Origin of the sequence: Candidatus Chloroploca mongolica, from assembly GCF_004762035.2 — a bacterium.
In the GTDB taxonomy this organism is placed as follows: domain Bacteria; phylum Chloroflexota; class Chloroflexia; order Chloroflexales; family Chloroflexaceae; genus Chloroploca; species Chloroploca mongolica.
Window position 1 is genome coordinate 1 of sequence record NZ_SIJK02000073.1, and the last position, 22,127, is coordinate 22,127.

General features: G+C 57.7%; 18 protein-coding genes. 10 read left to right on the forward strand and 8 right to left on the reverse strand.

The window, feature by feature from the left end:
- Positions 1–201 precede the first annotated feature (201 nt).
- The 10 genes from EYB53_RS22545 (at position 202) to EYB53_RS22590 (ending at position 11,366) form a co-directional block, all read left to right on the forward strand.
- Positions 202–648 (forward strand): hypothetical protein, encoded by a 447-nt coding sequence (locus EYB53_RS22545; RefSeq protein WP_135481342.1) that lies wholly within the window; start codon positions 202–204, stop codon positions 646–648.
- A gap of 20 nt (positions 649–668) precedes the next feature.
- A complete protein-coding gene (locus EYB53_RS22550; protein WP_254151198.1) occupies positions 669–3,233 on the forward strand; it encodes a transglycosylase domain-containing protein in 2,565 nt (854 codons plus the stop codon).
- A gap of 119 nt (positions 3,234–3,352) precedes the next feature.
- The gene (locus EYB53_RS22555) at positions 3,353–3,676 is read left to right on the forward strand and encodes a hypothetical protein (protein WP_135481344.1); all 324 of its coding nucleotides are present in this window, start codon (positions 3,353–3,355) and stop codon (positions 3,674–3,676) included.
- 791 nt (positions 3,677–4,467) lie between these two features.
- Positions 4,468–5,574, forward strand: a complete 1,107-nt coding sequence (locus tag EYB53_RS22560) for a zinc ribbon domain-containing protein (protein WP_135481346.1) — start codon at positions 4,468–4,470, stop codon at positions 5,572–5,574.
- Positions 5,575–5,852: 278 nt separating this feature from the next.
- Positions 5,853–7,109 (forward strand): vWA domain-containing protein, encoded by a 1,257-nt coding sequence (locus tag EYB53_RS22565; protein ID WP_135481348.1) that lies wholly within the window; start codon positions 5,853–5,855, stop codon positions 7,107–7,109.
- 7 nt (positions 7,110–7,116) lie between these two features.
- Positions 7,117–7,878: a 5'/3'-nucleotidase SurE gene (gene surE, locus EYB53_RS22570; RefSeq protein ID WP_135481350.1), complete on the forward strand. Its 762-nt coding sequence runs from the start codon at positions 7,117–7,119 to the stop codon at positions 7,876–7,878.
- Between the two features lie 182 nt (positions 7,879–8,060).
- Complete coding sequence (locus EYB53_RS22575; RefSeq protein WP_135481352.1) at positions 8,061–8,624, forward strand: LURP-one-related/scramblase family protein; 564 nt, start codon at positions 8,061–8,063, stop codon at positions 8,622–8,624.
- Between the two features lie 28 nt (positions 8,625–8,652).
- Positions 8,653–9,480, forward strand: a complete 828-nt coding sequence (locus EYB53_RS22580) for a hypothetical protein (RefSeq protein WP_135481354.1) — start codon at positions 8,653–8,655, stop codon at positions 9,478–9,480.
- Between the two features lie 73 nt (positions 9,481–9,553).
- Positions 9,554–10,936 carry a YegS/Rv2252/BmrU family lipid kinase gene (locus tag EYB53_RS22585; RefSeq protein ID WP_135481356.1) on the forward strand — a complete coding sequence of 461 codons (1,383 nt, stop codon included), beginning with the start codon at positions 9,554–9,556 and terminating at the stop codon, positions 10,934–10,936.
- Positions 10,937–10,964: 28 nt separating this feature from the next.
- Positions 10,965–11,366 carry a DUF1622 domain-containing protein gene (locus EYB53_RS22590; protein ID WP_135481359.1) on the forward strand — a complete coding sequence of 134 codons (402 nt, stop codon included), beginning with the start codon at positions 10,965–10,967 and terminating at the stop codon, positions 11,364–11,366.
- Here the strand turns inward: EYB53_RS22590 and EYB53_RS22595 are convergent.
- The 8 genes from EYB53_RS22595 to EYB53_RS22630 all read right to left on the reverse strand — a co-directional run bounded on the left by EYB53_RS22595 (position 11,363) and on the right by EYB53_RS22630 (position 21,836).
- Entirely contained in the window at positions 11,363–12,787 is a 1,425-nt protein-coding gene (locus EYB53_RS22595; RefSeq protein WP_135481361.1) for a glutamine synthetase family protein, read from the reverse strand. The two genes, EYB53_RS22590 and EYB53_RS22595, sit on opposite strands and share 4 nt — an antisense overlap.
- A 145-nt stretch (positions 12,788–12,932) precedes the next feature.
- Complete coding sequence (locus EYB53_RS22600; RefSeq protein WP_135481363.1) at positions 12,933–13,241, reverse strand: MerR family transcriptional regulator; 309 nt, start codon at positions 13,239–13,241, stop codon at positions 12,933–12,935.
- On the reverse strand, positions 13,238–14,116 hold the full coding sequence (locus EYB53_RS22605) for a DnaJ C-terminal domain-containing protein (RefSeq protein WP_135481365.1): 879 nt from the start codon (positions 14,114–14,116) through the stop codon (positions 13,238–13,240). Before EYB53_RS22605 ends, EYB53_RS22600 begins: the two co-directional genes overlap by 4 nt.
- Before the next feature lie 189 nt (positions 14,117–14,305).
- Positions 14,306–14,689, reverse strand: a complete 384-nt coding sequence (locus EYB53_RS22610; RefSeq protein WP_135481368.1) for a hypothetical protein — start codon at positions 14,687–14,689, stop codon at positions 14,306–14,308.
- Positions 14,690–15,020: 331 nt separating this feature from the next.
- Complete coding sequence (locus EYB53_RS22615; protein ID WP_135481370.1) at positions 15,021–15,887, reverse strand: alpha/beta fold hydrolase; 867 nt, start codon at positions 15,885–15,887, stop codon at positions 15,021–15,023.
- A 228-nt stretch (positions 15,888–16,115) separates the two neighbouring features.
- Positions 16,116–16,424: a hypothetical protein gene (locus tag EYB53_RS22620; RefSeq protein ID WP_135481372.1), complete on the reverse strand. Its 309-nt coding sequence runs from the start codon at positions 16,422–16,424 to the stop codon at positions 16,116–16,118.
- The gene (locus EYB53_RS22625) at positions 16,424–20,872 is read right to left on the reverse strand and encodes a hybrid sensor histidine kinase/response regulator (RefSeq protein WP_135481374.1); all 4,449 of its coding nucleotides are present in this window, start codon (positions 20,870–20,872) and stop codon (positions 16,424–16,426) included. Before EYB53_RS22625 ends, EYB53_RS22620 begins: the two co-directional genes overlap by 1 nt.
- 19 nt (positions 20,873–20,891) lie before the next feature.
- On the reverse strand, positions 20,892–21,836 hold the full coding sequence (locus EYB53_RS22630) for a GGDEF domain-containing response regulator (protein WP_135481376.1): 945 nt from the start codon (positions 21,834–21,836) through the stop codon (positions 20,892–20,894).
- Positions 21,837–22,127 lie beyond the last annotated feature (291 nt).

Consider the following 22,127-nt stretch of genomic DNA (forward strand, 5'->3'; position numbering starts at 1 on the left):
AAGGTCAATAACATCACGCGCACGTACTTTTCCTGTTCCAGTGAGGTAAGCAACGCAGCGAAGCTGGCCGTTTGCGCCAGCACACGCATGATGGCAAGATTCCTGCAACTTTACGCTAGCGGCAGACGTATAACCATCAGAATGCAAAGATGGGCGGCACAACGGGTGCCAACCCCCATAATAAGCGCAAAGGATATGACGATGAATATCAATCAGAACCAGGCCCGAAACGCTGGCCTGATCTTGATCGTACTTGGGGTGGTGGCGATTTTTAATCTATGGGCGCTGATCCCGCCGGCATTGCTTGCGGTGGGTGGCGTTGCAATCTATCGCCGCCAGAAGGCCCTCGGGCGTACCGGTGAAGCCGTGCAGGGCATGCTCTGGGGCGTTGGTCTGGCAGCCTTGTTGGGCTTCAATGTCTTCACCTTGCCAGGTGTGTTGTTGCTCGCCGGGGCGAGCCTGTTGCTCCGTGGTCGTGAGGCACAGGCCGAGGCTCGCCTATTTGCCACCGTCGGTCGCTTGAGCCGCCGCCGCACACCAGTAACCCCGACGGCCCAGCCAATGAACGTGCAGCCAGCGCAGCCGATGCTGCCTGCCGAGCAACTGGAGCAGTCAACCCGCACGAATGAGACCGTTCGTCTCTCATAAGAAAGGAGAGAAGCCCTTCGATGGCTATGGGCGGTCGCCCATCCTACCCACCACCGCCTCGCTTTCTACGCCCGTCCCGCCGCCAGCGCCGGGGCGGGCGTGGGCGTGGGCGCCATCCGATCCTGGCCTTCTTCTGGCGCCTGAGCCTCGCTTTTGTCCAACTCAGCCTGCTTGCCATGCTCGTGGTTGCCGCCGCTGGTACCTGGCTCTACTATCGCTACGCCCGTGACCTGCCCGATCCCCGCCGCATCAGCGAGTATCGAAGTTTTGAAACAACCCGTATCTATGCCAGCGATGGCACCACCCTGCTCTTTGAACTCGTTGATCCCCAGGGCGGGCGTCGTACCCAGGTCGCCTTTGACCAGATTCCCCCGATGCTCAAAGAGGCAACGATTGCCGTTGAAGATGCCGATTTTTATATCAACCCAGGCGTTGATTTACGCGGAATTATCCGCGCTGCGCTGCAAAATTATCAGAGCGGCGAAATTGTCAGTGGGGCGTCAACGATCACCATGCAGCTCGTGCGCAATCTGTTGCTCGATCCAGAGGAACGCGCTGAGCAGAGCTACGAGCGCAAGTTACGTGAGGCGATCCTGGCGTATCGTGTGGCGCAGACCTATAGCAAAGACCAGATTTTGAACCTCTATCTCAATGAGGTCTATTACGGTGCCCAGGCTTATGGCGTCGAGGCAGCAGCCCAGGCCTATTTTTCCAAACACGTCAGTGCGTTGACCCCTGGTGAGGCCACGCTGATTGCCGGGTTGCCTCAGTCGCCCACGACCTATAATCCCTTCACCAATTTCGAGCTCGCCCGCGCCCGTCAACGCATTACCCTGAATTTGATGGTACAGCACGGCATGCTGACCGAGGCCGAGGCGCAGACGATCTATGCCGAACCAATTACGCTCAATCCACCCCTGACCGATCTCGTCGCGCCTCATTTTGCCTTTTATGTGCGCGACCAACTCGAGCGTCACTATGGCCCCGAGTTGCTCTATCGGGCGGGCTTGCAGGTGATTACGAGCATTGATCTCGCCTGGCAAACCGAGGCTGAACGGATCGCCCGCGAGCAGATCGACCGCCTCCGTGAGCGCAATGCGTCCAATGCCGCGGTGGTGATGCTGGCCCCCGATGGCCGTGTGCTCGCGATGGTCGGCAGCATTGATTACAACGCCCCCGACGGGCAAGTCAATGTGGCAACGGCGCTTCGGCAACCCGGATCAGCCCTCAAACCCTTTGTCTATGCGACCGCGTTACAGCGCGGCTGGACGCCGGCAACGGTGATCTGGGACACGCCGAGTCGCTGGGTCTCGGCCGAAGGGGTGGTCTACGAGCCACAGAATTATGATCGGCGCTTCCACGGACCAATGCGCCTGCGCATGGCGCTTGCCAATTCGCTCAATATTCCTGCGGTCAAAGCGCTTGAATACGTCGGCATTGAGGCGTTTGTCGAGCAGATGAGTCGGCTGGGGGTGACAAGTTTTGCCGACCCGGGACGCTTTGGCCTCGCCATGGCCCTGGGCAGCAATGAGGTACGCTTGCTGGAATTGACCGGGGCGTACCATGCGCTTGGCAATGGGGGGCGCTGGCTCAATCCGGTGACGGTGCTCAAGGTGACCAATAGCCGTGGCGAGGTGCTTGAACGCTGGCAACCCGCCCGCGGGCGACCAGCGTTTGGGCCGCAGGGTGAACAGGTTGCGTATCTACTGACGAGCATCCTCAGTGACAACCAGGCCCGCCGTTATATGTTTGGGGCCAATAATGTGATGGAATTGCCCGAGCTTAGTGCGGCGGTCAAGACCGGCACCTCCAACGATTTTCGCGATTCGTGGGCCGTCGGATATACGACCGATGTGACGGTAGGGGTGTGGGTTGGCAATAACGATTCATCGCCGATGCAAGAGGTCGCCGGGGCCAACGGCGCAGGCCAGATCTGGCGTGAGTTGATGCTCCGTTACCATCAAGGGCGACCTGCGACGCCCTTTGCCCGCCCCGAGGGGCTGGAAGAGATCCCGATCTGCGCCGATACTGGCGGGCGATCCGGAGCGGGTTGCCCACGAACAATCAACGAACTCTTTGTGGCAGGAACTGCACCTACCGAGGTAGATGTGCTCTATCAAACGGTGCGGGTCGGGGGCGATGGCAGTTGCCTGGCGGCTTCGTATACCCCGCCAGCCGAAGTACGCGACGTGCAATTCCCCGTCTACCCACCTGAATTCCGTGAATGGGCTGCGCGGAATATGCCCCAGCCACCAACAACGGTTTGTCCACCGCCAACAAGCCCGACCGAAGCCGTGGCGCTGCTCTATCCACCAGGAGCGAGTGGGCTCATCACGAACACGCAGGTCTTTCTCAGTGGCATTGCGCGAGGACCTTTTAGCCTTGAGGTCGGCCCCGGCACAGCACCAGCCCAATGGCAACTGCTCGGCCAGAACAACCTGCCCGTCTTTGATGGTCTGCTGGGGGTCTGGAATACTGCGGGCTTGCCAGCAGGTGACTATACCCTGCGCCTCCAGGTGACGACGCCCGAAGGCTTTACCGTCAGTACCACGCAACTGGTGAGGTACGAACCGGGGGGGCCGTAGGGCAGGGCGATTGCATCTTCCGTGTATGCACCCCACCAGGGCACCCGCAAGGGGGGCCCCTACAGGGCCGGGGGCCAGGGGCCCTCTTGAGGGTAGGTTTTTCATATGACGTGCGAGTCATGACCAGTGCTGCGCCGCTGATAGGCACCAACACCGATCGTGGAGCAGTGCCAGCCGCAGGCGACGAGGCCACCGACCGCGGCGATCGTCTGGATCTGCACGCCCTGGTGGGAAGCCCGCCGACCGGACGCCCCCGCTGCCTCCGGCTCGTTCGTCTGGGGTGGAGCGTCCTCCTGGTGCGGGCATGGAACCACCCCGCTGCGCCAGCCATGTCACCCCGCTGCGCCAGCCATGTCACCCCGCTGCGCCAGCCATGTCACCCCGAGCGGAGCGAGGGGTCTTCCATGCGCATCAGCGAAGCTTCCTCACTCCGTTCGGAATGACATGGCTGGCGTTGGCACCCCGCTGCGCTCGCCCTGTCACCCCGCTGCGCCCGCCCTGTCACCCCGAGCGCAGCGAGGGGTCTTCCATGGGCCGCAGTGAAGATTCCTCACGGCGTTCGGAATGACATGGCTGGCATTGCCTCCCGCTGCGCTCGCCGTGTCACTCCGCTGCGCTCGCCGTGTCACTCCGCTGCGCTCGCCGTGTCACTCCGCTGCGCCCGCCCTGTCACCCCGAGCGGAGCGAGGGGTCTTCCATGCGCCGCAGGGAAGATTCCTCACTCCGTTCGGAATGACATGGCTGGCGTTGGCCCCCCTTGGTGCGGGCACTGAACCAGCAACCCATCCCCATGCCGCGACGCTTGTGCCCCGAACCTTGGCCAACGACACCGCCACCTTCGTGCGAAAAAAACGAACGTCATGTCGCTCCCTCGGCCCGTGAATAAAAAACCTACCCCCAAAAGCCGGGGGGCCAGGGGGCCGGGGGCCAGGGGCCGGGGGCCAGGGGCCAGGGGCCGGGGGCCAGGGGCCGGTGTACGGGCACCCCTTGCGGGTGCCCCGTTGTTGCCGGGGGCACCGTTTGCGACGCTGGTTGCATGCACATGCTGCCAAATAGAGCGTATGTTTGTATCCGGTTTCGTGTGATGCAATCGCCCTAGGCCGTAGGGGGATTGCATGGTTCTGAACGTCGTAAGATTCAGAGGCCCTTTGGCCGAAAAGTATCGTATAATGCAAGGCATGGTCGCCGGCAAGCTGTCTGCAAGGCTTTCAACTGCCACTCTCCCGGGAACCAGATGACGACTGACACACCCTTACCCCTTCGTGCGAAATTTTGCCCAAACTGTGGTACCGAACTCCCCCCTGGTGAGGTCCGTTTCTGTATCGCGTGTGGCAAAGCTATTGCAGGTGCCCCTCCGCCACCGCCACCTGACCCAACGCCCGCAAGCGGGGTTCCAACGGTGCGCCTCGCCAATGCCGGGGTCGAACAACAGGTCATTGGAGGAACCGTCAAGCTCCCGATGTCAGGGGCGGTTCCGCCGGGGCTCTGGGTACTCGATGAACCACCCGGTGCAATGGATGTGGTCGCGATCTACCCGCCCCTCCGCCCGGTGCGTGATGGCTGGAGCGGGCTCGTTGGGCGGGGGTGGCAGGCAGCCGGAAGTGAGCCGAAAGGGCGGGCAATGGTCTTTCACTTCCGTGCCGAGGTACCGTGGTTTCCTGCGGAAGGATGCGGCCGGGGCTTGCGCCTGATCACCGAGGTGGCCGCACGTTCGCGTACGCATGATGGCCGCAATCGGCGCGGATTTCGCTTTGGCCTTCACCGCGACGGGCCAATGCAGGTGCTCAAAGCCGCCTGGCAAGACGAGTATGGACAACCCGTCACTGACCGCCCTATTCCACAGATTCAGTTGATGGCCCCACCCCGCGTCCCACGGGTCTCGGATTATCAAGAAGAACCAGCGCTGCTTGTCGCCAGTGAGGCGACGCTCTGGGTGGAAGGATCACAGGCACTCGGGGCCTACCGGCTGATGCGCGAAACGCTAGTGCAAGAGCATACGCCGGTCGGGCGGGGCATCACGCTGATCGGGCTACGTGAAGGACGTGAAGGCGAAAGCCCCTGGTGGGCGCGTCTCTTGCCAGGGATCACAGCAACACGGTATCGCGTGCGCATCATGAATCCGTTCCGGTGTGAATGGCGGCAATGGAAAGCTCAATTGCGTACGATCACACGGGAAGCCACAAGTCTTGGGCTCAACCTCGAACCGGCCCTGGCCGCCGAATGGTGGCTCGATCGTAATGGGTACGACGGAGTAATCTTTACTCAGGCGCAGGATCGTTATCAGGTCAACCAGGTTGTGATCGCCTTTCGCCGGGCACAACTGGCGCAGATCAAAGATTAAGGCTAGCGCGCATGATCGGTCGTCACACTGGCAGGGCTGATGCAAAGACCTCCTGATCGTCCGCAGATGACGCAGATTACGCAGATTAGGGCTTCCGCATCTGCGTAATCTGCGGACGCTATCGAACCCTACTGGGACTTTGCATCAGCCCTGGTCACACTGGCCCGAAACAGGCATCGGCACAACGACCATGCTATACTGTAGACTTCAAACACCTGTATTAAAGGTCACAGATGCTGGCGCTTGCAGATCATGTGGCGCCACCAGGAGGAAGATATATGTCTGGTGAAGTCCATGTGCGTGCAACACTTGCGCGTCCTTTTCTTGCCGCTACCACAACCGCACAGGTTGCCTATGCGTTGATTGAGGTGCAACCAACACAGGTGCTCGCCCGCGTGCGCGTACCCGTCAATGTGAGCTTCGTGCTTGACCGCAGTGGTTCGATGAAAGGTGAGAAGATCGAGCGGGTGCGCCAGGCGACGTCAATGGCGATTGATCGGCTTGATCGTCAGGATCTTGTGTCAGTGGTCACATTTGATCATCGCACCGAGGTACTTATTCCTGCGAGCCCCGTCCAGGATTCACGGTCAATCAAAGATCGCATTAGCCGGATCCGCGATGCAGGGGGCACGCGCATTGCGCCGGCGCTCGAGCGCGGGCTACGTGAGATCGAGAAAGACCGGAGCGGGGCGATCCGGCGGATGGTGTTGCTCACCGATGGTCAGACCGAGCACGAAGCCGATTGTCTGCGGCGAGCGGAAGATGCCGGACGCATGGGCGTGCCGATTACGGCGCTCGGGGTGGGCAAGGATTGGAATGAGGATCTGTTGATCGAAATTGGCAATCGTTCTGGCGGCACCGCCGATCAGATTACCCATCCTGATCAAATTACCACCTATTTTCAGAATACGGTGCAACAGGCCCAGAATAGTGCCGTGCAGAATAGCGTGATGAATCTGCGCCTGGTACAGGGTGTGACCCCGCGAGCAGTCTGGCAAGTGCTCCCGATGATCAACAACCTTGGGTATCAGCCGATTTCGGAACGCGATGTCAGTGTGCCCCTTGGCGAGCTCGAGACAGGGCAGGGGCGTACGTTGCTGATCGAATTGCTCGTTGATCCACGCGCCGTGGGGTCTTATCGCGTTGGGCAGGTTGAAGTAACCTATGATGTGCCAGTGCTCGGTTTGCTTGGTGAGAAGGCGCGGGTTGATCTGCTGCTCACCTTTACTGCCGATCAGGCGCAACTCAACCAGGTGAATCCCGGCGTCATGAATATCGTTGAAAAAGTGAGTGCCTTCAAACTGCAAACCCGTGCCCTGCAAGACATTGCCCAGGGCGATGTGCAGGGTGGGACCCAGAAACTCAAGAGTGCAGTGACCCGCCTGTTGAGCCAGGGCGAACTGGAACTGGCCGAGACGATGCAGAAAGAGATTGCCAATCTCGAACAGAGCGGGCAACTCTCGAGTGAAGGCCAGAAGACGATCAAGTTCCAGGGGCGCAAAACGGTACGCCTCAGCGATATTGATATCCCCTAACAATAAGATGTATATTCTTTTGACGAATGACGACGGCTATCAGAGCGAAGGCCTGGTTGCGTTGCGAACCGCCTTGAACGAAGTTGGCGAGACCGTCGTGGTGGCACCGGATCGGAACTGGAGTGCCGCAGGACATTATCGAAAGTTGTTTGATCCACTCAGGGCCTGGGAGGGCACACTCGCTGACGGCAGCGCGGCGCTGCTCTGCGATGGAACCCCTGCTGATTGCGTTGCACTCGGCGTGATGGGCCTCTTGCCGCGCAAACCAGATCTGATCGTCTCGGGGATCAATCTGGGGGCCAACCTTGGCACCGACCTGCTCTATTCGGGCACGGTGGCGGCGGCGATGGAAGGCATTATGTTTGGGATCCCTGGCATTGCCGTCTCGCAGGTGCGGCCCAAAGAGGGCGACTGGGACTTTCGGGCGGCCCAGCAAGCGGTCATTCGCCTGGTGGGGCTCGCCACCAAGCATCACTTGCCGGCGGGCGTTTTGCTCAACCTGAACGCCCCGGCTCGCCCGCCCGAAGAGGTCTATGGGATGCGGATCGCCCGCCTGGGGCGGCGGCTCTATCGTGACGAACTGGTGGTACGCCACGATCCGCGGGGCAAACCCTACTATTGGATCGGGGGGGCCGAACCCGAGGATTACCACGAAGAAGGAACCGATATTGCCGCAATTGCCGCAGGGTATGTCAGCATCACCCCGGCCCATATGGATCTGACGAGTCACCGTTGGCTGGAGGAATTGCGCGAGTGGGGGCTTGAGTAGCGAGCACACGTGCGCGGGCCTGCAGGCCCGCGCACGTGTGCTCGTACGGTTAACGTTGAACCCTCCAACCGCAAAAACTAGCCCTCAGCATAGATACGTACCCTGCTGCTGAATATATATTGTTTGTAGCAAGGACAACTAGCGCTTTGCGCTGGTCGAAGTCGCATAGAAGGAGTTGCGATATGGTACGAGGCCGACGGCAGGATCGGCGCGAAGAGCGGCGCGAAGAGCGGGCGACCTTCGGGCGCCGGGGAACGGCGACGCGGTATCGAGTGCGTCAGCGGATGCTGGCGATTGGTGACGATTTCTGGATCGAAGATGAGTCTGGCCGACGGGCCTTCAAGGTTGATGGCAAAGTCCTGCGCATTCGCAAGACCCTTGTGCTACAGGATGCCCAGGGCAATGATCAGTGCCGAATTCAAGAGCGTATGCTGCGCGTGCGCGACACAATGCAGATCGAAAGCCCCACCGGCGAAGTGATGGCAACTGTCCGGAAAGCGTTGATCACGCCGATCCGCGACCGCTGGACGGTCAAAATCGGCAATGCGCCGGATCTTGAAGTGCGCGGCAATGTGCTCCATCACGAATATACGATTGGTGAGGAGGGACGGCGCGTTGCCGAGGTCTCGAAGAAATGGTTTCGCGTACGTGACACCTATGGCGTCGCCATTGAGCCATCGCAAAATGATGTGCTGATCCTCGCCGTGACGATTGTGATTGATATGATGGCCCATGGTGGAAGGTAGCCCTGAAACAGAAAGAGGAGTCACACGTATGAAGATTGGACCAATTCAGGTGCTCGCCTTCGAATTTGAGAGCATTGACAATTTCAAGGGCCAGATCCAGGAAGAGATCGATCACCTGCGCGGGCATGGTCTCATCCGGATCATTGATCTGCTTTTTATCTTGAAAGAACATGATGGATCGGTCCATAGCCTCCAGATGAGCGATATGCTCGTCTACGAAGAGGCTGATTTTGGCGCACTGCTCGGGCGCATGCTCGGGCTTGATTTGAGTGAAGAAGAACAGGCACTGGCAAGTGAACTGCTTGCGGATATCGTTGGTGAGGCCCCAGGCCAAGGGATGGGGATCGCCGAGATCCGTGAGGCGGCAGCGACCATCCCGCCGGGCAAAGCGGCGGCGTGGCTCATGGTTGAGCATACGTGGGCGATGGGCCTGAGTGCGGCGATCAAGGGAGCTGATGGCTATCTGGTTGCCCAGGGTTTCCTTACGCGTGATGCGCTGCTGACCGTCGGGCGCGAGATGCACGCCATTGTCGAGGCCGAAGTGAGCATCGAGCGTGCCGAAGCGCTCCGCGGGGCTGCGATGCTTGATGCACTGAGTACGGTGGCGGCGGCTGAGGAGTTGGAGCAAGCAGCGATCAATCAGGCTACCGCAACAATGGTGGGCGTGGAAGCCTTCCGCACTGCCATTGCCGCCGAGGCAGTGCGTGCGCTGGTTGTGGCCGGCCTGCTCGAAGAATCTGACGCCCCCGAGGCCATCGAGACACTGGTGGCAGCCGAGTTGATTACCGAAGCGGCCCTGGATGAGGCGCTTGAGGCTGCGGATACGGTGGCGGCTGAATTGGCGGCTGAGTGGTAGTTTTTGTGCCGTTGGGGGAACTGCTGTGGGCGGTTTCTCCAACGGCACGGATCTGTAAGGAAGGAAGCCTTAGATGAGCCATCTCACCGCGATTGCTTTTCAGGATAAACATCAAGCCGGACGGGTACTGGACTCGTTGCGACAGTTCGAGAAAGACAAGCTTGTCGAGCTTGATGAGGTTGTCGTGCTCGTGCGCGATGAAGACGGAACGCTTCGGCGAATGCACGGCCTCGATGAAACCCTGCCCCAGATTGGTTCGACGGCAACCGGGGTTGGCCTGGGGTTGCTGGTAGGCGCACTCGCTTCGCTGCCAATTGTCGGCATGGCCGCCGGCGGGTTGCTCGCCAACCGGTTTATGTCACGCAAACAACTGGCGCGACGGATACGCCAGTTCAACGATGCGATCGAACCCGGAATGTCGGCGCTGTTTGTGGTTGGGAAAGCCGCCAATGCGGAAGAACTGCTCAGCCAGTTACAACCATTTCTCGTTGGGGCGACCTTTCTTCAGACCAACCTGCCCGACGAACTGTTGAGCAACCTGAGTGAATCGGTGCAAACCTCGGTGACAACCCTTGATGGCACCGCGCTGAAACGAGTCAAGGTGATCATCAACCCGGCGTCAGGCGTCGAACGCCCGATCCTACGCCCCCTCAACCGGATCTTGAAGGAGGCGCCTTTCACCTGGGATATCGCCCTGACCCAACGCAGCGGTGATGCGCAACGGATGGCCGCCCATGCAGCGCTTGATGGCTACGATGTCGTGATGATTTACGGAGGCGACGGTGCCGTCATGGAGGCGGCCAGTGGTCTGACGGGCACCGGCGTACCGCTGGCGATCATCCCTGGGGGCACGGGCAACGTGATGTCGATCGAACTCGGGATCGAAAACAATATCGAAACGGCGGCTGCACTCTTGACCCGTGACGAGATTCCTGTCCGCGACATTGACATGGGCGAGGTTGGCGAGCATCGTTTCGCGTTGCGCGTCGCAACCGGTTACGAGGCGCGTTATGTCAAAGAGACAACGCGTGAGTCAAAAGAGCGGCTCGGCAAGCTCGCGTATGCGCTGACGGCCATCAAACAGGATTTGGAACTGGTACGCTACAAACTGGTGATTGACGGCGAAGAAGTCGAAACCGAGGGATATACCTGCATGGTAGCCAACTCGGGCAACATCGGCATCGCCGGATTGCCCTTGCTCTCGCGGATCAGCATCAGCGACGGCTTGCTTGATCTGGTCATCGTGCAAAACCTGAACTACCTCTCGCTCTTGCGCCACAACGTCTCGGCAGATGAAGCAGCCGAGCGCAACAAAATGGTACGTCACTGGCAGGCCCGCGAAGTAACGGTGACGACCGAGCCAAGCGAAACGCTCATTGGCGACGGCGAAGTCTGGGGCGAGACCCCGTTTACCGCAAAAGTCTTGCCGGGGGCTGTACGCGTGATCGTGCCGTAAGCTTTTGCCGTGATCGTGGGGGAGGTAGATGGAAGCACAAGCCAGTGGCAGTTTGAAACTACTCCTGCTCGAATGGACCGAGTTTGTCGCACTAGGGATCGAGTTATTGGCCGTCACGATTATCCTGATCAGCACCATCGTGAGCACTGCGATCTTTCTGCGTGGTTTCATCAAAGGAGAGTCACGACTCGCGATCTACGAAGCCTACAAAGTCCAACTTGGGCGTGGCCTGCTATTGGGCCTCGAACTATTGGTCGCAGCCGACATCGTTCTGACCGTTGTGCTTAAACCAACCCTGTCCAATGTCGCGGTGCTCGGCATCTTGGTCCTGATTCGGACCTTCCTGAGCTGGTCGATCGTGGTTGAAATCGAGCACCGCTGGCCGTGGCAACAAGCATCGCACTATAGCAAGAGCGAAAGCAAGGCTTAAAAGAGACTCCAGAGTTGCTGGTTGGTTACTTCGTGGTGAAACTGCACCTCGGCGCGTTTGATCACGTTGCCAAGCAGACGCGGGCAGCGCTCAGCCGAGGCCAGCTTTTCCTCGAGGTAGCGGGCTTTGGCCGCTTCGCCCAGCAGGTCAGACATATACGTGCTCGCCCGGAACCGCTCGAGGGCGTCATAGATATTGGCTGGCAAAAACTCGTTGGTGAAGGGGGTCGAGGCACGATTCGTGCCATACAAGCCGGTACGGAGCAACGCATAGATCGCCATATACGGATTGGCATCGGGAGACATTGAGCGAACTTCGATCCGAGCCGAGCGAGGATTACAGATCGGAATACGGATCATCGAGCTCCGGTCAATCGCTGAGGTCTTGACCTGATTTGGGGCCTCGTAGTGAGGATCAAGGCGACGATAGGCATTGACACTGGGGTTCAAGATCAGACAGAGATCCTGAGCCGCTTCGAGGATGTGCTCGACAAACCGCCAGCCGAAGGTAGAGAGGTCGTGGCGCCCATCGGCGTCATAAAAAAGGTTGGTATCAGCCTGGCTCACAGAAAGGTTGGTATGCATGCCACTGCCATTCACGCCAGTGACTGGCTTGGGCAGAAAACTTGCCGTCATATCGAGGCGATCGGCAAGTTGGCGGCAGATGAGCTTGTACAAGAGCACCTGATCAGCGGCAATCGTGGCCTCGGCATACGAATAGTTCATCTCGAACTGAGAAGGGGCCACCTCAGGATGGTCTTTTTCATTATCAAAGCCCATCGCCCGCTGCACCTCGGCGGCACTATCAATAAAGAGACGTAACGGATCATTGGGCAGCGTATGATAATAGCCACCAGGGCTAACGAACTCAAAGCGATCCGTCTCGCGGAAGCGCTGCTCGGCATTGCGCCCCTTGAAGAGAAACCCCTCGATCTCATTGGCAACATTGCCGATCAACCCCTCACGGGCATAGAGATCGCCCGTAAAAGCCTTGAGGCGAGCACGCATATCAGCACTATAGGGCGTCCCATTGGGTTCTAACACATCACCAAAGACGAGCACCTTGCCTGGTCCAAAGACATCAGCAGGGAGCCAGTAAAAAGCGGGCCAGTCGACGGCAAGGCGCAGGTCACTCTCGGCCTGCCGTGAGAAGCCACGAATCGACGAGCCATCGAAGGTAAGATTATCGGAAGAGGAGAGGAGAAACTTCTTATCGTAGTCGAGCATATGCAAGCGACCTTCGAGATCGGCAAAACAGACAGTCACTGCCTTGATCCGTTTCTCATCAGTCAGATAGCGAATACGCTCTTCGCGAAGCTCATCAAAGGGCATCCGCGCCATACGCTTGCGCTTCACCTCAAGGTTCAGTTCCTCGAGTTCATCATACGGAATTTCCAGGAAATCGCGGAGTGGGGTATGCATAGGTTGCCTCGTCTTACAGGACTTACGCGATCGGCGTTGGTGCTCGCACCGCAGGTGGAATGTGACATTGGGTGTTGGCAGCTTGGCTGCTAACACCCAATGTCACAGAGCTGTTCAGATACGTAGTGTAGCATAAAAAAGGAACTTACTCACACCTACTGAGTTCTTCGCGGAGGGTCAGCACCTCGTGGTGAGCATCGAGCAGTTGACGGCGCAACTGAATAATGACTTCGACCCCGGCCAGATTGACGCCGAGGTCATCAACAAGGCGCTTGATAAAACGAATTTGTTCAATATCGCGATCGCTGAAGAGGCGAATATTGCCCTTGCTACGAGCCGGGCTGATCAGGCCACGACGCTCGTACATCCGCAAACTCTGCTCGTGCAAACCGGTCAATTCGGCAGCGACCCGAATGGTATAGGTTGGTTGCACACACCTCAACTCACTGCTCATGATGCAGCTACCTCCCGAAGCTGGCGCAATTGCAAGACGAGTTCGCGTTCTTGAGGCGTCAAACTAGCCGGTAACTCGGCGGTGACCGTGACATAGAGATTGCCGCGGCGCTCAGAGCGCATCGTTGGCATACCCTGCCCACCGAGGCGAAAGACACGCCCATTCTGGGTCTGCTCGGGAATAGTCAGGTTAAGCGTCTTGCCAGCGAGCGTCGGGACGGTCACCTGACCGCCAAGCATCAACGTATAAAGATCGGCTTTCACTGTGATATGAAGATCATCACCGCGACGCTCGTAGCGAGGATGCGGCTGCACCTTGACGACCATATAGAGGTCGCCACGATTGCCACCATTCAAACCCGGGGCACCTTCACCGGGGACACGCACGCGATTGCCGGTATCCACCCCAACAGGAATTTTAACCGTCACCGTGCGCGGGGTTCCGTTGGCATTCGAGAACTGCACACTACGTTGCGTACCACTGAAAGCCTCTTCGAGGGTCAATTCGACTTCCTGATCAATATCATGACCATTCATACGAACATTGAAGCCCGAGTTGCCGGCACGTCGCCCTGATCCACCACCAAACAGCGTCTCGAAAATATCGGCAAAATCGGTACCGCTAAAATCAGGCGCAGGGCCACCTGCCTGCTCGTAGCGGCGCCAGTCGCTGCCAAAGCGATCATATTTCTCACGCTTTTCGGCATCCGAGAGCACCTCATACGCTTCATTTATTTCTTTGAAACGCGTCTCGGCCTGTTTATCCCCAGGGTTGATATCGGGGTGATAGGTACGGGCCAATTTACGATACGCCTGTTTGATCTCTTGCTCGGAGGCGCTGCGATTCAAGCCGAGGACTTGATAGTAATCTTTCATTGTTTGCCTTTTCCTTTGGTCTGACATCCACACCTATTGTACAAACTTGATAGGATCATTGTCAAGGTTTTTCTGTTAGAGCGGTGTTAAGAAGAGCAAACCCATCCTTGCAGGCCCGAGGGAGCGCACAAAAAAACCCTCTGGCATAAGGGCCAGAGGGAATGAACATTCGCGGATTATTACCGCAAATCAGGCGACCTGTGTCTCCCAGACATTGGTATGACGGAAGATCGCATAGGCAGCAAGGTCACGAATCGAATGGTGGAGCAGATCACGTTCCATCGGGTCATCGTAGCGTGAGACAAGGCGCTCGATCGAATCAAGCCGTTCTTGTGCTGGTTCGTAACGATAGACCGGTTCGCCATTCGAGACTGCGGAAATCAACATAATTCCGTCGTGCGCCATCTCGCTCAACGCTTGCGAAACACTCCACATGTCGCGACAGACACGGTCGGCAATAGCGCGTGCTGTTGCTTCCATACGGGGATTTTCGTAAAACATGATAAAAAGATGGAGTTTCACAGGCGAGTCAATTGCCTGCTCAAGTAATTCCTGAACAATTGGATCAACCATTGCCATGCCTCCTCAAACGTGTGATCACCAGTGACCACAGGGGCACCGGGAGAAACCCTCATTTCACGCTTCGATTTTTGCTACTCTAAGGGAAAGCAGGCTCCTGCAAGCAGGGGAGGAGCAAGAACCTGGAGGACTGTAGTCAGCTTATTCGTGATAACGCGGAGATGAATGTTTTGTAAGCTGGGTACAGTATACACGAATTATCTGTATTTTGCTAGGGGGTATTGTTGGTACGAAAGTACCGGCTAAAGAGTATGGGGCGGGAGCGGCAGAGGGCGGGCTTCACCCGCCCTGCCGCCACATCTGTAGGGCACCCTGAGGCACCCATTCATCGTTCAGCACCAGCAAGAAAACCGAGGAGGAGGCCGTGGAACGTTGCTTCGGCTTCGATCATGGGGAAGTGGCCACAGTTGGGGATGACGACCAACTGGGCACCGGGGATGGCCTGGTGGGCGATCTGGGCATATTTCGCAGGAAACATACGATCGTCGGCCCCCCAGATAATCAGAGTTGGCTGTTTGATCTCAGCGAGTCGCGGCCAGAGGCCACTCGCTTTGAGGTCAGTGGAGGCATAGCTGCGACTCAGGGCGAGCATCGTCTGGCGCACACCCGGGTCGCTGAGCGTTTGCCGTCCCCGTTCGATCAATTCAGGGGTTACATACTGTTGCGGGTTGGCAAAAGCAGCATTAAGTTGCATGCGAATAAGCCCCGGTCGCGAGGTCAGCGACAGAATGGCTTCACCGAGCCAGGGCAACGTACCACCTTTGCGCATAAAGAGAGGGATCTGCATAAAGCCCTCGCTATCGGCAATGAGCAAGCGCGTGATCCGCGTCGGATGGAGGATCGTCGTGGCGAGCGCCAGTTTGCCCCCCATCGAATGGCCCACCAGCGCAACCTGATCAAGCCCAAGGGCATCGAGCAAACCGATATGCAGATCGGCATAATGGTGCAGACTATAGGCGTCGCCACCCGGTTTATCAGAGCGCCCAAAGCCGAGCAAGTCGGGGGCAATCGCCTGGTAACCTGCCTTAACCAGACGCGCAATCGTTGGACGCCAATCATCCGCATTGACAGCAAAGCCGTGCAACAAGAGCACAGGCGGGCCTTCACCAGCCATCAGCACACGGAGCCGCAACCCATCAACGGTGAGCATAGTTTCATCAATGCTGAGCTCATCTGCGATCAGCGGCGACATACGGTTCTCCTTTCGTTCGTCGCCATGTTCCTTATGCCACGATGCCACAACGAAACGCCATGACACAATGCAGCACAGGCTATTGTACTACATCGAGCGTCGCCTAAAGCGAACACTTTGCAAATAAGCTCACGCGAAGACGCGAAGGGTGAAGCTCACCTACGCAAAAACCTTTGCGCCTTTGCGCCTTTGCGTCAAAATAGCCGCCTTCTTTGCAAGGTATTGCGCCTAAAGCGAACGATAGGAACTTGCGATAATGCCACCAACGATCCCACCGACCACGCCAAACAAGATGCCGATCACCGCATGCCAAAGCATGATTACCCCAAACCAGGAGTCTTTTTCCACCAAGGGAAGGAGATAGGCAACTAGCCCATAGCCAAGCGCGATGACAAGATGGGTCAACAGGCCCAAGACGGCACCACGACTGATATACGAAAACGTGAGATCGTAATTCTGGCGTGACAGCAAGCCATAACTTAGACCTGCAGCACAGCAAAATGAAGACGCAAACGCAAGAATAGATAGCATAGGCATTAGGAGGGATTATTTTTATAGCGCTGGCGCAGCACTGAGCGCGTCTGCGCATAACAAGTACGTAGTTGGGCAATCAAGGTCGGCACATCTTTATCAGAGGGCACATCCTCAATTTGCTGGCAAAGGGAACTCATTGCCTGCGCACCCATCTGGCGACTGCCACCACGTAAACGATGGGCTTCCGCGTGAAGCCGAGCGAGATCGTGTTCGAGGGCGGCTGTTTCGAGGGCGGCGATCTGGGACGGGATGCTCTCTTCAAAGAGATCAATCATGGTTGCAATGGCTTCGGGGCCATCCGAACCAAGGGCCGCCTGCAATTGATCAAGGATCTTCCAATCAAAGATTGCCTCTAGCGGCTGATGGCGGAGGGGGAAGGCTTCAGGTTCAGGCTGATTGCCGAGGGGGGCCTCACCAAGCACGCGCTTGAGATCGCTCACGTGCACTGGCTTGCAGAGGTAGTCATCCATCCCTGCCTGCAAAGCGCGCTGCCGGTCGCCATCAAGCGCATGGGCGGTAAGCGCAATAATGCGAGGCTGGTTGATCGTAGTGCCAAGCTCACGAATCATACGAGTCGCTGTTTCGCCGTCGAGTTCAGGCATCTGCATATCCATCAGGATGACATCATACGGATGCTGCTTGACGGCTTCGAGTGCTCGTTGACCATTGTTGACCAGGGTCACCTGATGGCCCATCCGACGCACAACGCGATCAATCACCTGCTGATTGATCGGATTATCTTCGGCAATCAGGATCTGCAAGGGATGATCAAACTGGGCGTGAAACGCTACTGGTTGTGGTAAGCGATCTTCGGTGGCGAGCGCAAAGGGCGCACGCACCGTAAAGGTGGTTCCAACTCCGGGGCTACTCGCAACCTCAACCGTAGCGTGCATCAAATCAAGCAACTGCCGCGTAATCGCCAGGCCGAGGCCAGTTCCTCCATACCGACGCGAGGCATTGTTATCGACCTGCACAAACGGTTCAAAGATATGTTCCGACTGCGCAGCAGTCATACCAATGCCCGTATCGCGCACCGCAAAGGTTATCAGCACCGTCTCGTGAGCGCGGGGGGACGCATCAACCGTGAGCGTCACTTCGCCCTGATTGGTAAATTTCACCGCATTGCCGAGCAAATTCAGCAGCACCTGGCGAAGGCGAGCTTCGTCGCCGACAACCACACGGGGGAGATCGGGGGCATAGGTATAGCCAACGGCCAAGCCTTTCGCATGGGCTGTGTGTTTCACGAGATCGACCGTCGCGGCAAGCGAGGCATAGAGGTCAAACGGGGCCAACGCAAGTTCGAGACGCCCCGATTCGATCCGTGAGAGATCGAGGATATCGCTGAGCACCGCGAGCAAAGCCTGTCCACCTGTATTGATTGTATCAGTCAAGAGGCGCTGCTCAGCGGTCAGTTCACTGTCGCGCAGCAAGGCAGTCATGCCAAGCACCGCATTCAGGGGCGTGCGAAGCTCGTGACTCATATGGGCAAGAAACGCGCTTTTGGCGCGGGTCGCCGCCTCGGCGGCATCACGCGCCTGCGCAAGTTCAGCGGCAGCGCGCTGGCGTTCGGTTATGTCAAGCGAAAGGCCATCCCAGACCACACTTCCATCGGCCTCGCGACGAGGGCGCGACGAAACATAGAGCCAGCGCTCGGTGCCATCGGGCAAGATGAAATGCACCGCTTCGTTAAAGAGGCTCATCGCTTTGAACGAATGCAACTGAGCTGCCAAGACGCGTTCACGTTCATCAGGGCTGATCAGATTATGCAGTACCGACGGATCAACAAAGACCTCCTCAGGAGCAATGCCAAGCACCTGTTGCACGCCACCGCTGATGAAGCGATAGGAGGGTTGCATCGCCTGATCATGACGGTATTGATAGATGAACCCATTGGGCAAATTGTCACCCACAGCGCGCAGTTGAGCCTCACGGATGCGCAGGTCACTCGACATCTCCCACTGTTGGAGAAACGCCGCGATCATCTCAACCGCCGTATGCAGCAGGCGTGTGGTTGGTTCATCCCACAGCCTGGTTGCATCACAATCACTCGCTACCAGATAGCCACGCCAGATACCATTGATAAAAACACCGGCAAGGCAGAGATTCGGGCGCTGATTGGCATGGAAATAGGCGTAGAGCGAAGAATCGGGGGGAACGAGGTCATCAATTAGGCCAGTAATAGATTTGCCTCGTTGCAACTGCTCAAGGAGTCCCGCAGGAACATCGACAAACTCAACCGGACAAGCCTGATAGGGTAGTGCATCTTGATCCTGAGCGACCAGTTTGCGCTCGGCAATGCGAAAGGTTTCATCGGCGACCGGAAAGAGATTGATGCTCAAGCGGGTACAACCAATCGCCTGACGCAGAAGTGCAATGGCTTGTTGCACGACTGGCTGCCAGTCAGCAACATCCGTACTGGCGACAAGCAACATCCGTGAGCACTGTTCGAGGGCTTCGGCATACCGCAACTCACGTGCGAGGGCGAACTCAGCATCTTTGCGTACGGTAATTTCCTGCACCGTACCGCTGAGTTGCACCACTACCCCCTCGCGGATCACCGGTTGCCCCTGCGCACGCACCCAGATCCGGCGGCCCTGCGCCGTGATGAACGGCAACTCCAGGTCCCAGGGGGTTCCATGTTCCAGACCTTCATTGATCGCCGCCTGCAAGACCGGGCGAGCTTCGGGGGCATAGAAATTGATCGCCTCATCAAGAGGAGGAGGTTCACCCACGGGCAGATCGTGGATAGCATAGACCTGTTCCGACCACTGGACACGCCAGGTCGTGCAATCAATAGTCCAGCCGCCAACACGGGCCATCTGGCCCACCTCGCGCAACAGCGCTTCACGTTCTTGAAGCGCCCGAGCAGCCTCCCAACCCTCCACAAAGGTCACCATCATCTCAGCAGCGGTACGCAGCAATTGCAGCGCACCGGCATCCCATGAGCGGAGCCGCTGGTAATCGAAGAGCATAATGTGACCCCACCAGCGCTCTTGCAGTTGCACCGCCTGAATGCAGAGTGATTTGAGGCCACTCGACTCACAGGCACGCTGATAGATGGGATGCTCAGGAAATTGACCGATCACCGGGCCATTGTACATGCCACCGCCCTGTTGCCAGACATTCAACGCGGGGGGCAAATCCCGAATCGCTTCGGCAGGAAAGGGGCGCGGTGGCGGCAAACCAGGCCGATCATTGCCAGCCAGATTCTGAAAGGCGCGCTTCAAGGTTGCTTCACCCAGCGAATAATGAGGGTACCGGGCAAGTGAAATGCGATCCGCGCCTACTGCTTCACGCACAATGCCCAGCGCCTCGTTCAAGGTCTGCTGCAAAGCCTCCTCGTTCTCCACCGCGATCAACAAGATCCGCGAGCACTGCGCCAGCGCTTCGGCATACTGCAACTGCCTGGACATCCGCTGCTCGGCCTGCTTGTACGAGGTAATATCCTGGACAGCGCCAGCATAGTGCGGCACACCAGACGAGGCCTCGATCTTGCCGAGCAGACGAACCCAGATCGGTCGCCCGGCCAGCGTGAGGCTCGGAAGTTCCAGATCATACGGCTCACCGGTGGCCTCTAGCCGATCACATGCCTGACGGAGGGTCGCCCAGGCTTCTGGGGGATAGAGTTGCTGCAGCAACGCTTGATCAATCACCGTACCCAGGGGCACCTCGTGGATCCGGTACAACTCATCAGTCCAGGTAATCAAGCCATCGTGAGAGTCATAGGCCACCCCACCGACACTGGTGATATGCTGAGTCGCCTCAAGAAGAGAGAGAGCACGGCGCACCTCGGCGGTGCGCTGATCAACCTTGGCATCAAGGGAGGCATTGACCTCTTCTAACTCGGCGAGCGTCGCACGGGTCGTCTGAAGACTGGTTTGCAGCGTCACGAGCAACGAATGGACCATCAAGCCCAGGCCAGCCGCAAGCGCAATGATCAACAACACATTATTGGTCAGCACCCAAGGGTCAGTCACGTTACTCAGCGCAACATAGGGGTAAGGCAAAAAGCCGAAGGCAAACCCAGCAAAGACGAGGGCAGCCCCGATACTCCCCAGGATCCCTATCACCAGCGCTGGGCGTGAACCGAGCAATAAGACAGCGAGCACCACATTGAGGGCAAGCAGAGCAGCATTGATCCCATAGAAACCCATCGTCGCGAGCGCAAGAAGACACCCGAACAAAAAACTCCCGAGCAAGAGGAAGCTGCGCACACGATCATCAAGGCAAGGCAAAAGCGCCAGCACCACAACGAGCACCGCAAAACAAAAGCTCCACACCGCCATCGGCCAGCGTCCAAACTGGAGATGCAGGAAGGCATCAAAGAGCAAGACGGGAAGCCCGATAATGGCAAAGATCTTGAGTAGCAGGTTGATGGTGCGCTGACGCCAGGCAACGAGCGGATCATCACGCACAGGTTGTGAGGACGAAGAGTGAGATGCAGGTACCATAAGCTACCAGTCGAGGCAATCAAGTAGGGCTAAGATGGGCATAACAAACAACCCGATTACGGCCACTATGTTTCGCCGCATAGAGCGCATGGTCGGCAGCGGCAACCAGCGCATCGAGATCAGGTAACTCGGCAGAAGTGTTGGCAACACCAATGCTCATTTGGAGCCCAATCTGTTGATGATTGGGCAACACCAGTGGTTGCGCTGCGATCTGTTCACGCATGCGCTCGGCGATACAACACGAAGCTTCAACACTGGTTCCAGGCAGCAGCACCAGGAACTCTTCACCACCCCAGCGCCCCACGCGGTCATACGAACGCAGGGCACCGCGCAGAAGTGACGTAACATGGATCAGGGCCTGATCACCAATGATATGACCATAACGATCGTTCACCTGCTTGAAATGATCAATATCAAGCAAGGCAATCGCCAGCATCTGACCAGTACGTGCAGAGCGATTCAGTTCGAGATTAGCATGGCTCACCAGGCCCTGACGATTCAAGAGCCCGGTCAGCGGATCATGATCAGCCTGATACTGAAACTCATTCGCCAGCTCTTGCAGGCGCGTATTGGCTTCACGTAAATCTTGTTCAAGGTTGAAGATCCGGGAGGCAACCGCGAGGCGCGCCCGCAATTCATCGGGGTCAACCGGTTTGACCAGGTAATCGTCGGCACCGGCATCGAGACCGTGGATGCGGTCGGTACGCTGGTCACGCACCGTCAACAAGAGGCACGAGATATAGTGCGGCAGACGGGCGGCACGAATGCGACGGATCAGGCTGGGGCCATCGAGTCCAGGCATGTGCCAATCGGTAATCAACAGCGCAATATTTTCGCGCTGGATCACCTCCCAGGCCTGCAAGCCATCTTCGGCAATCAGAACCTCATAACCAAAGGCACGAACAAGCGCACACACAGCATGGCAGACGAGCGGATCGTCATCGGCAACCAGTACGCGCATCATTGCTCTTCCTTCACCCCACGAGACAAGTTTTATCAAGTCAAACGATACGTTGCGATAAGCGATCGTTCCTGAAGCATGATACCATGAATATGTATCGAGAGAACTACCATGCTCAAAGTCCTCTTTCTTGTCTTAACCGTGATTGATGTGATTAGTTGATGGGCTATGATGCCGCAAGCGAGGGCATCAGAGGCCATCCGGTCTTTTTTGTCTTAACCGTGATTGATGTGATTGGTTGATGGGCTATGATGCCGCAAGCGAGGGCATCAGCGGTCATCAACGGTCATCCGG

Coding starts and splice junctions, on each gene's coding strand:
- EYB53_RS22545 (WP_135481342.1), top strand. CDS start 202: ATGAATATCAATCAGAACCAGGCCCGAAACGCTGGCCTGATCTTGATC.
- EYB53_RS22550 (WP_254151198.1), top strand. CDS start 669: ATGGCTATGGGCGGTCGCCCATCCTACCCACCACCGCCTCGCTTTCTA.
- EYB53_RS22555 (WP_135481344.1), top strand. CDS start 3,353: ATGACCAGTGCTGCGCCGCTGATAGGCACCAACACCGATCGTGGAGCA.
- EYB53_RS22560 (WP_135481346.1), top strand. CDS start 4,468: ATGACGACTGACACACCCTTACCCCTTCGTGCGAAATTTTGCCCAAAC.
- EYB53_RS22565 (WP_135481348.1), top strand. CDS start 5,853: ATGTCTGGTGAAGTCCATGTGCGTGCAACACTTGCGCGTCCTTTTCTT.
- surE (WP_135481350.1), top strand. CDS start 7,117: ATGTATATTCTTTTGACGAATGACGACGGCTATCAGAGCGAAGGCCTG.
- EYB53_RS22575 (WP_135481352.1), top strand. CDS start 8,061: ATGGTACGAGGCCGACGGCAGGATCGGCGCGAAGAGCGGCGCGAAGAG.
- EYB53_RS22580 (WP_135481354.1), top strand. CDS start 8,653: ATGAAGATTGGACCAATTCAGGTGCTCGCCTTCGAATTTGAGAGCATT.
- EYB53_RS22585 (WP_135481356.1), top strand. CDS start 9,554: ATGAGCCATCTCACCGCGATTGCTTTTCAGGATAAACATCAAGCCGGA.
- EYB53_RS22590 (WP_135481359.1), top strand. CDS start 10,965: ATGGAAGCACAAGCCAGTGGCAGTTTGAAACTACTCCTGCTCGAATGG.
- EYB53_RS22595 (WP_135481361.1), bottom strand. CDS start 12,787: ATGCATACCCCACTCCGCGATTTCCTGGAAATTCCGTATGATGAACTC.
- EYB53_RS22600 (WP_135481363.1), bottom strand. CDS start 13,241: ATGAGCAGTGAGTTGAGGTGTGTGCAACCAACCTATACCATTCGGGTC.
- EYB53_RS22605 (WP_135481365.1), bottom strand. CDS start 14,116: ATGAAAGATTACTATCAAGTCCTCGGCTTGAATCGCAGCGCCTCCGAG.
- EYB53_RS22610 (WP_135481368.1), bottom strand. CDS start 14,689: ATGGTTGATCCAATTGTTCAGGAATTACTTGAGCAGGCAATTGACTCG.
- EYB53_RS22615 (WP_135481370.1), bottom strand. CDS start 15,887: ATGTCGCCGCTGATCGCAGATGAGCTCAGCATTGATGAAACTATGCTC.
- EYB53_RS22620 (WP_135481372.1), bottom strand. CDS start 16,424: ATGCCTATGCTATCTATTCTTGCGTTTGCGTCTTCATTTTGCTGTGCT.
- EYB53_RS22625 (WP_135481374.1), bottom strand. CDS start 20,872: ATGGTACCTGCATCTCACTCTTCGTCCTCACAACCTGTGCGTGATGAT.
- EYB53_RS22630 (WP_135481376.1), bottom strand. CDS start 21,836: ATGATGCGCGTACTGGTTGCCGATGACGATCCGCTCGTCTGCCATGCT.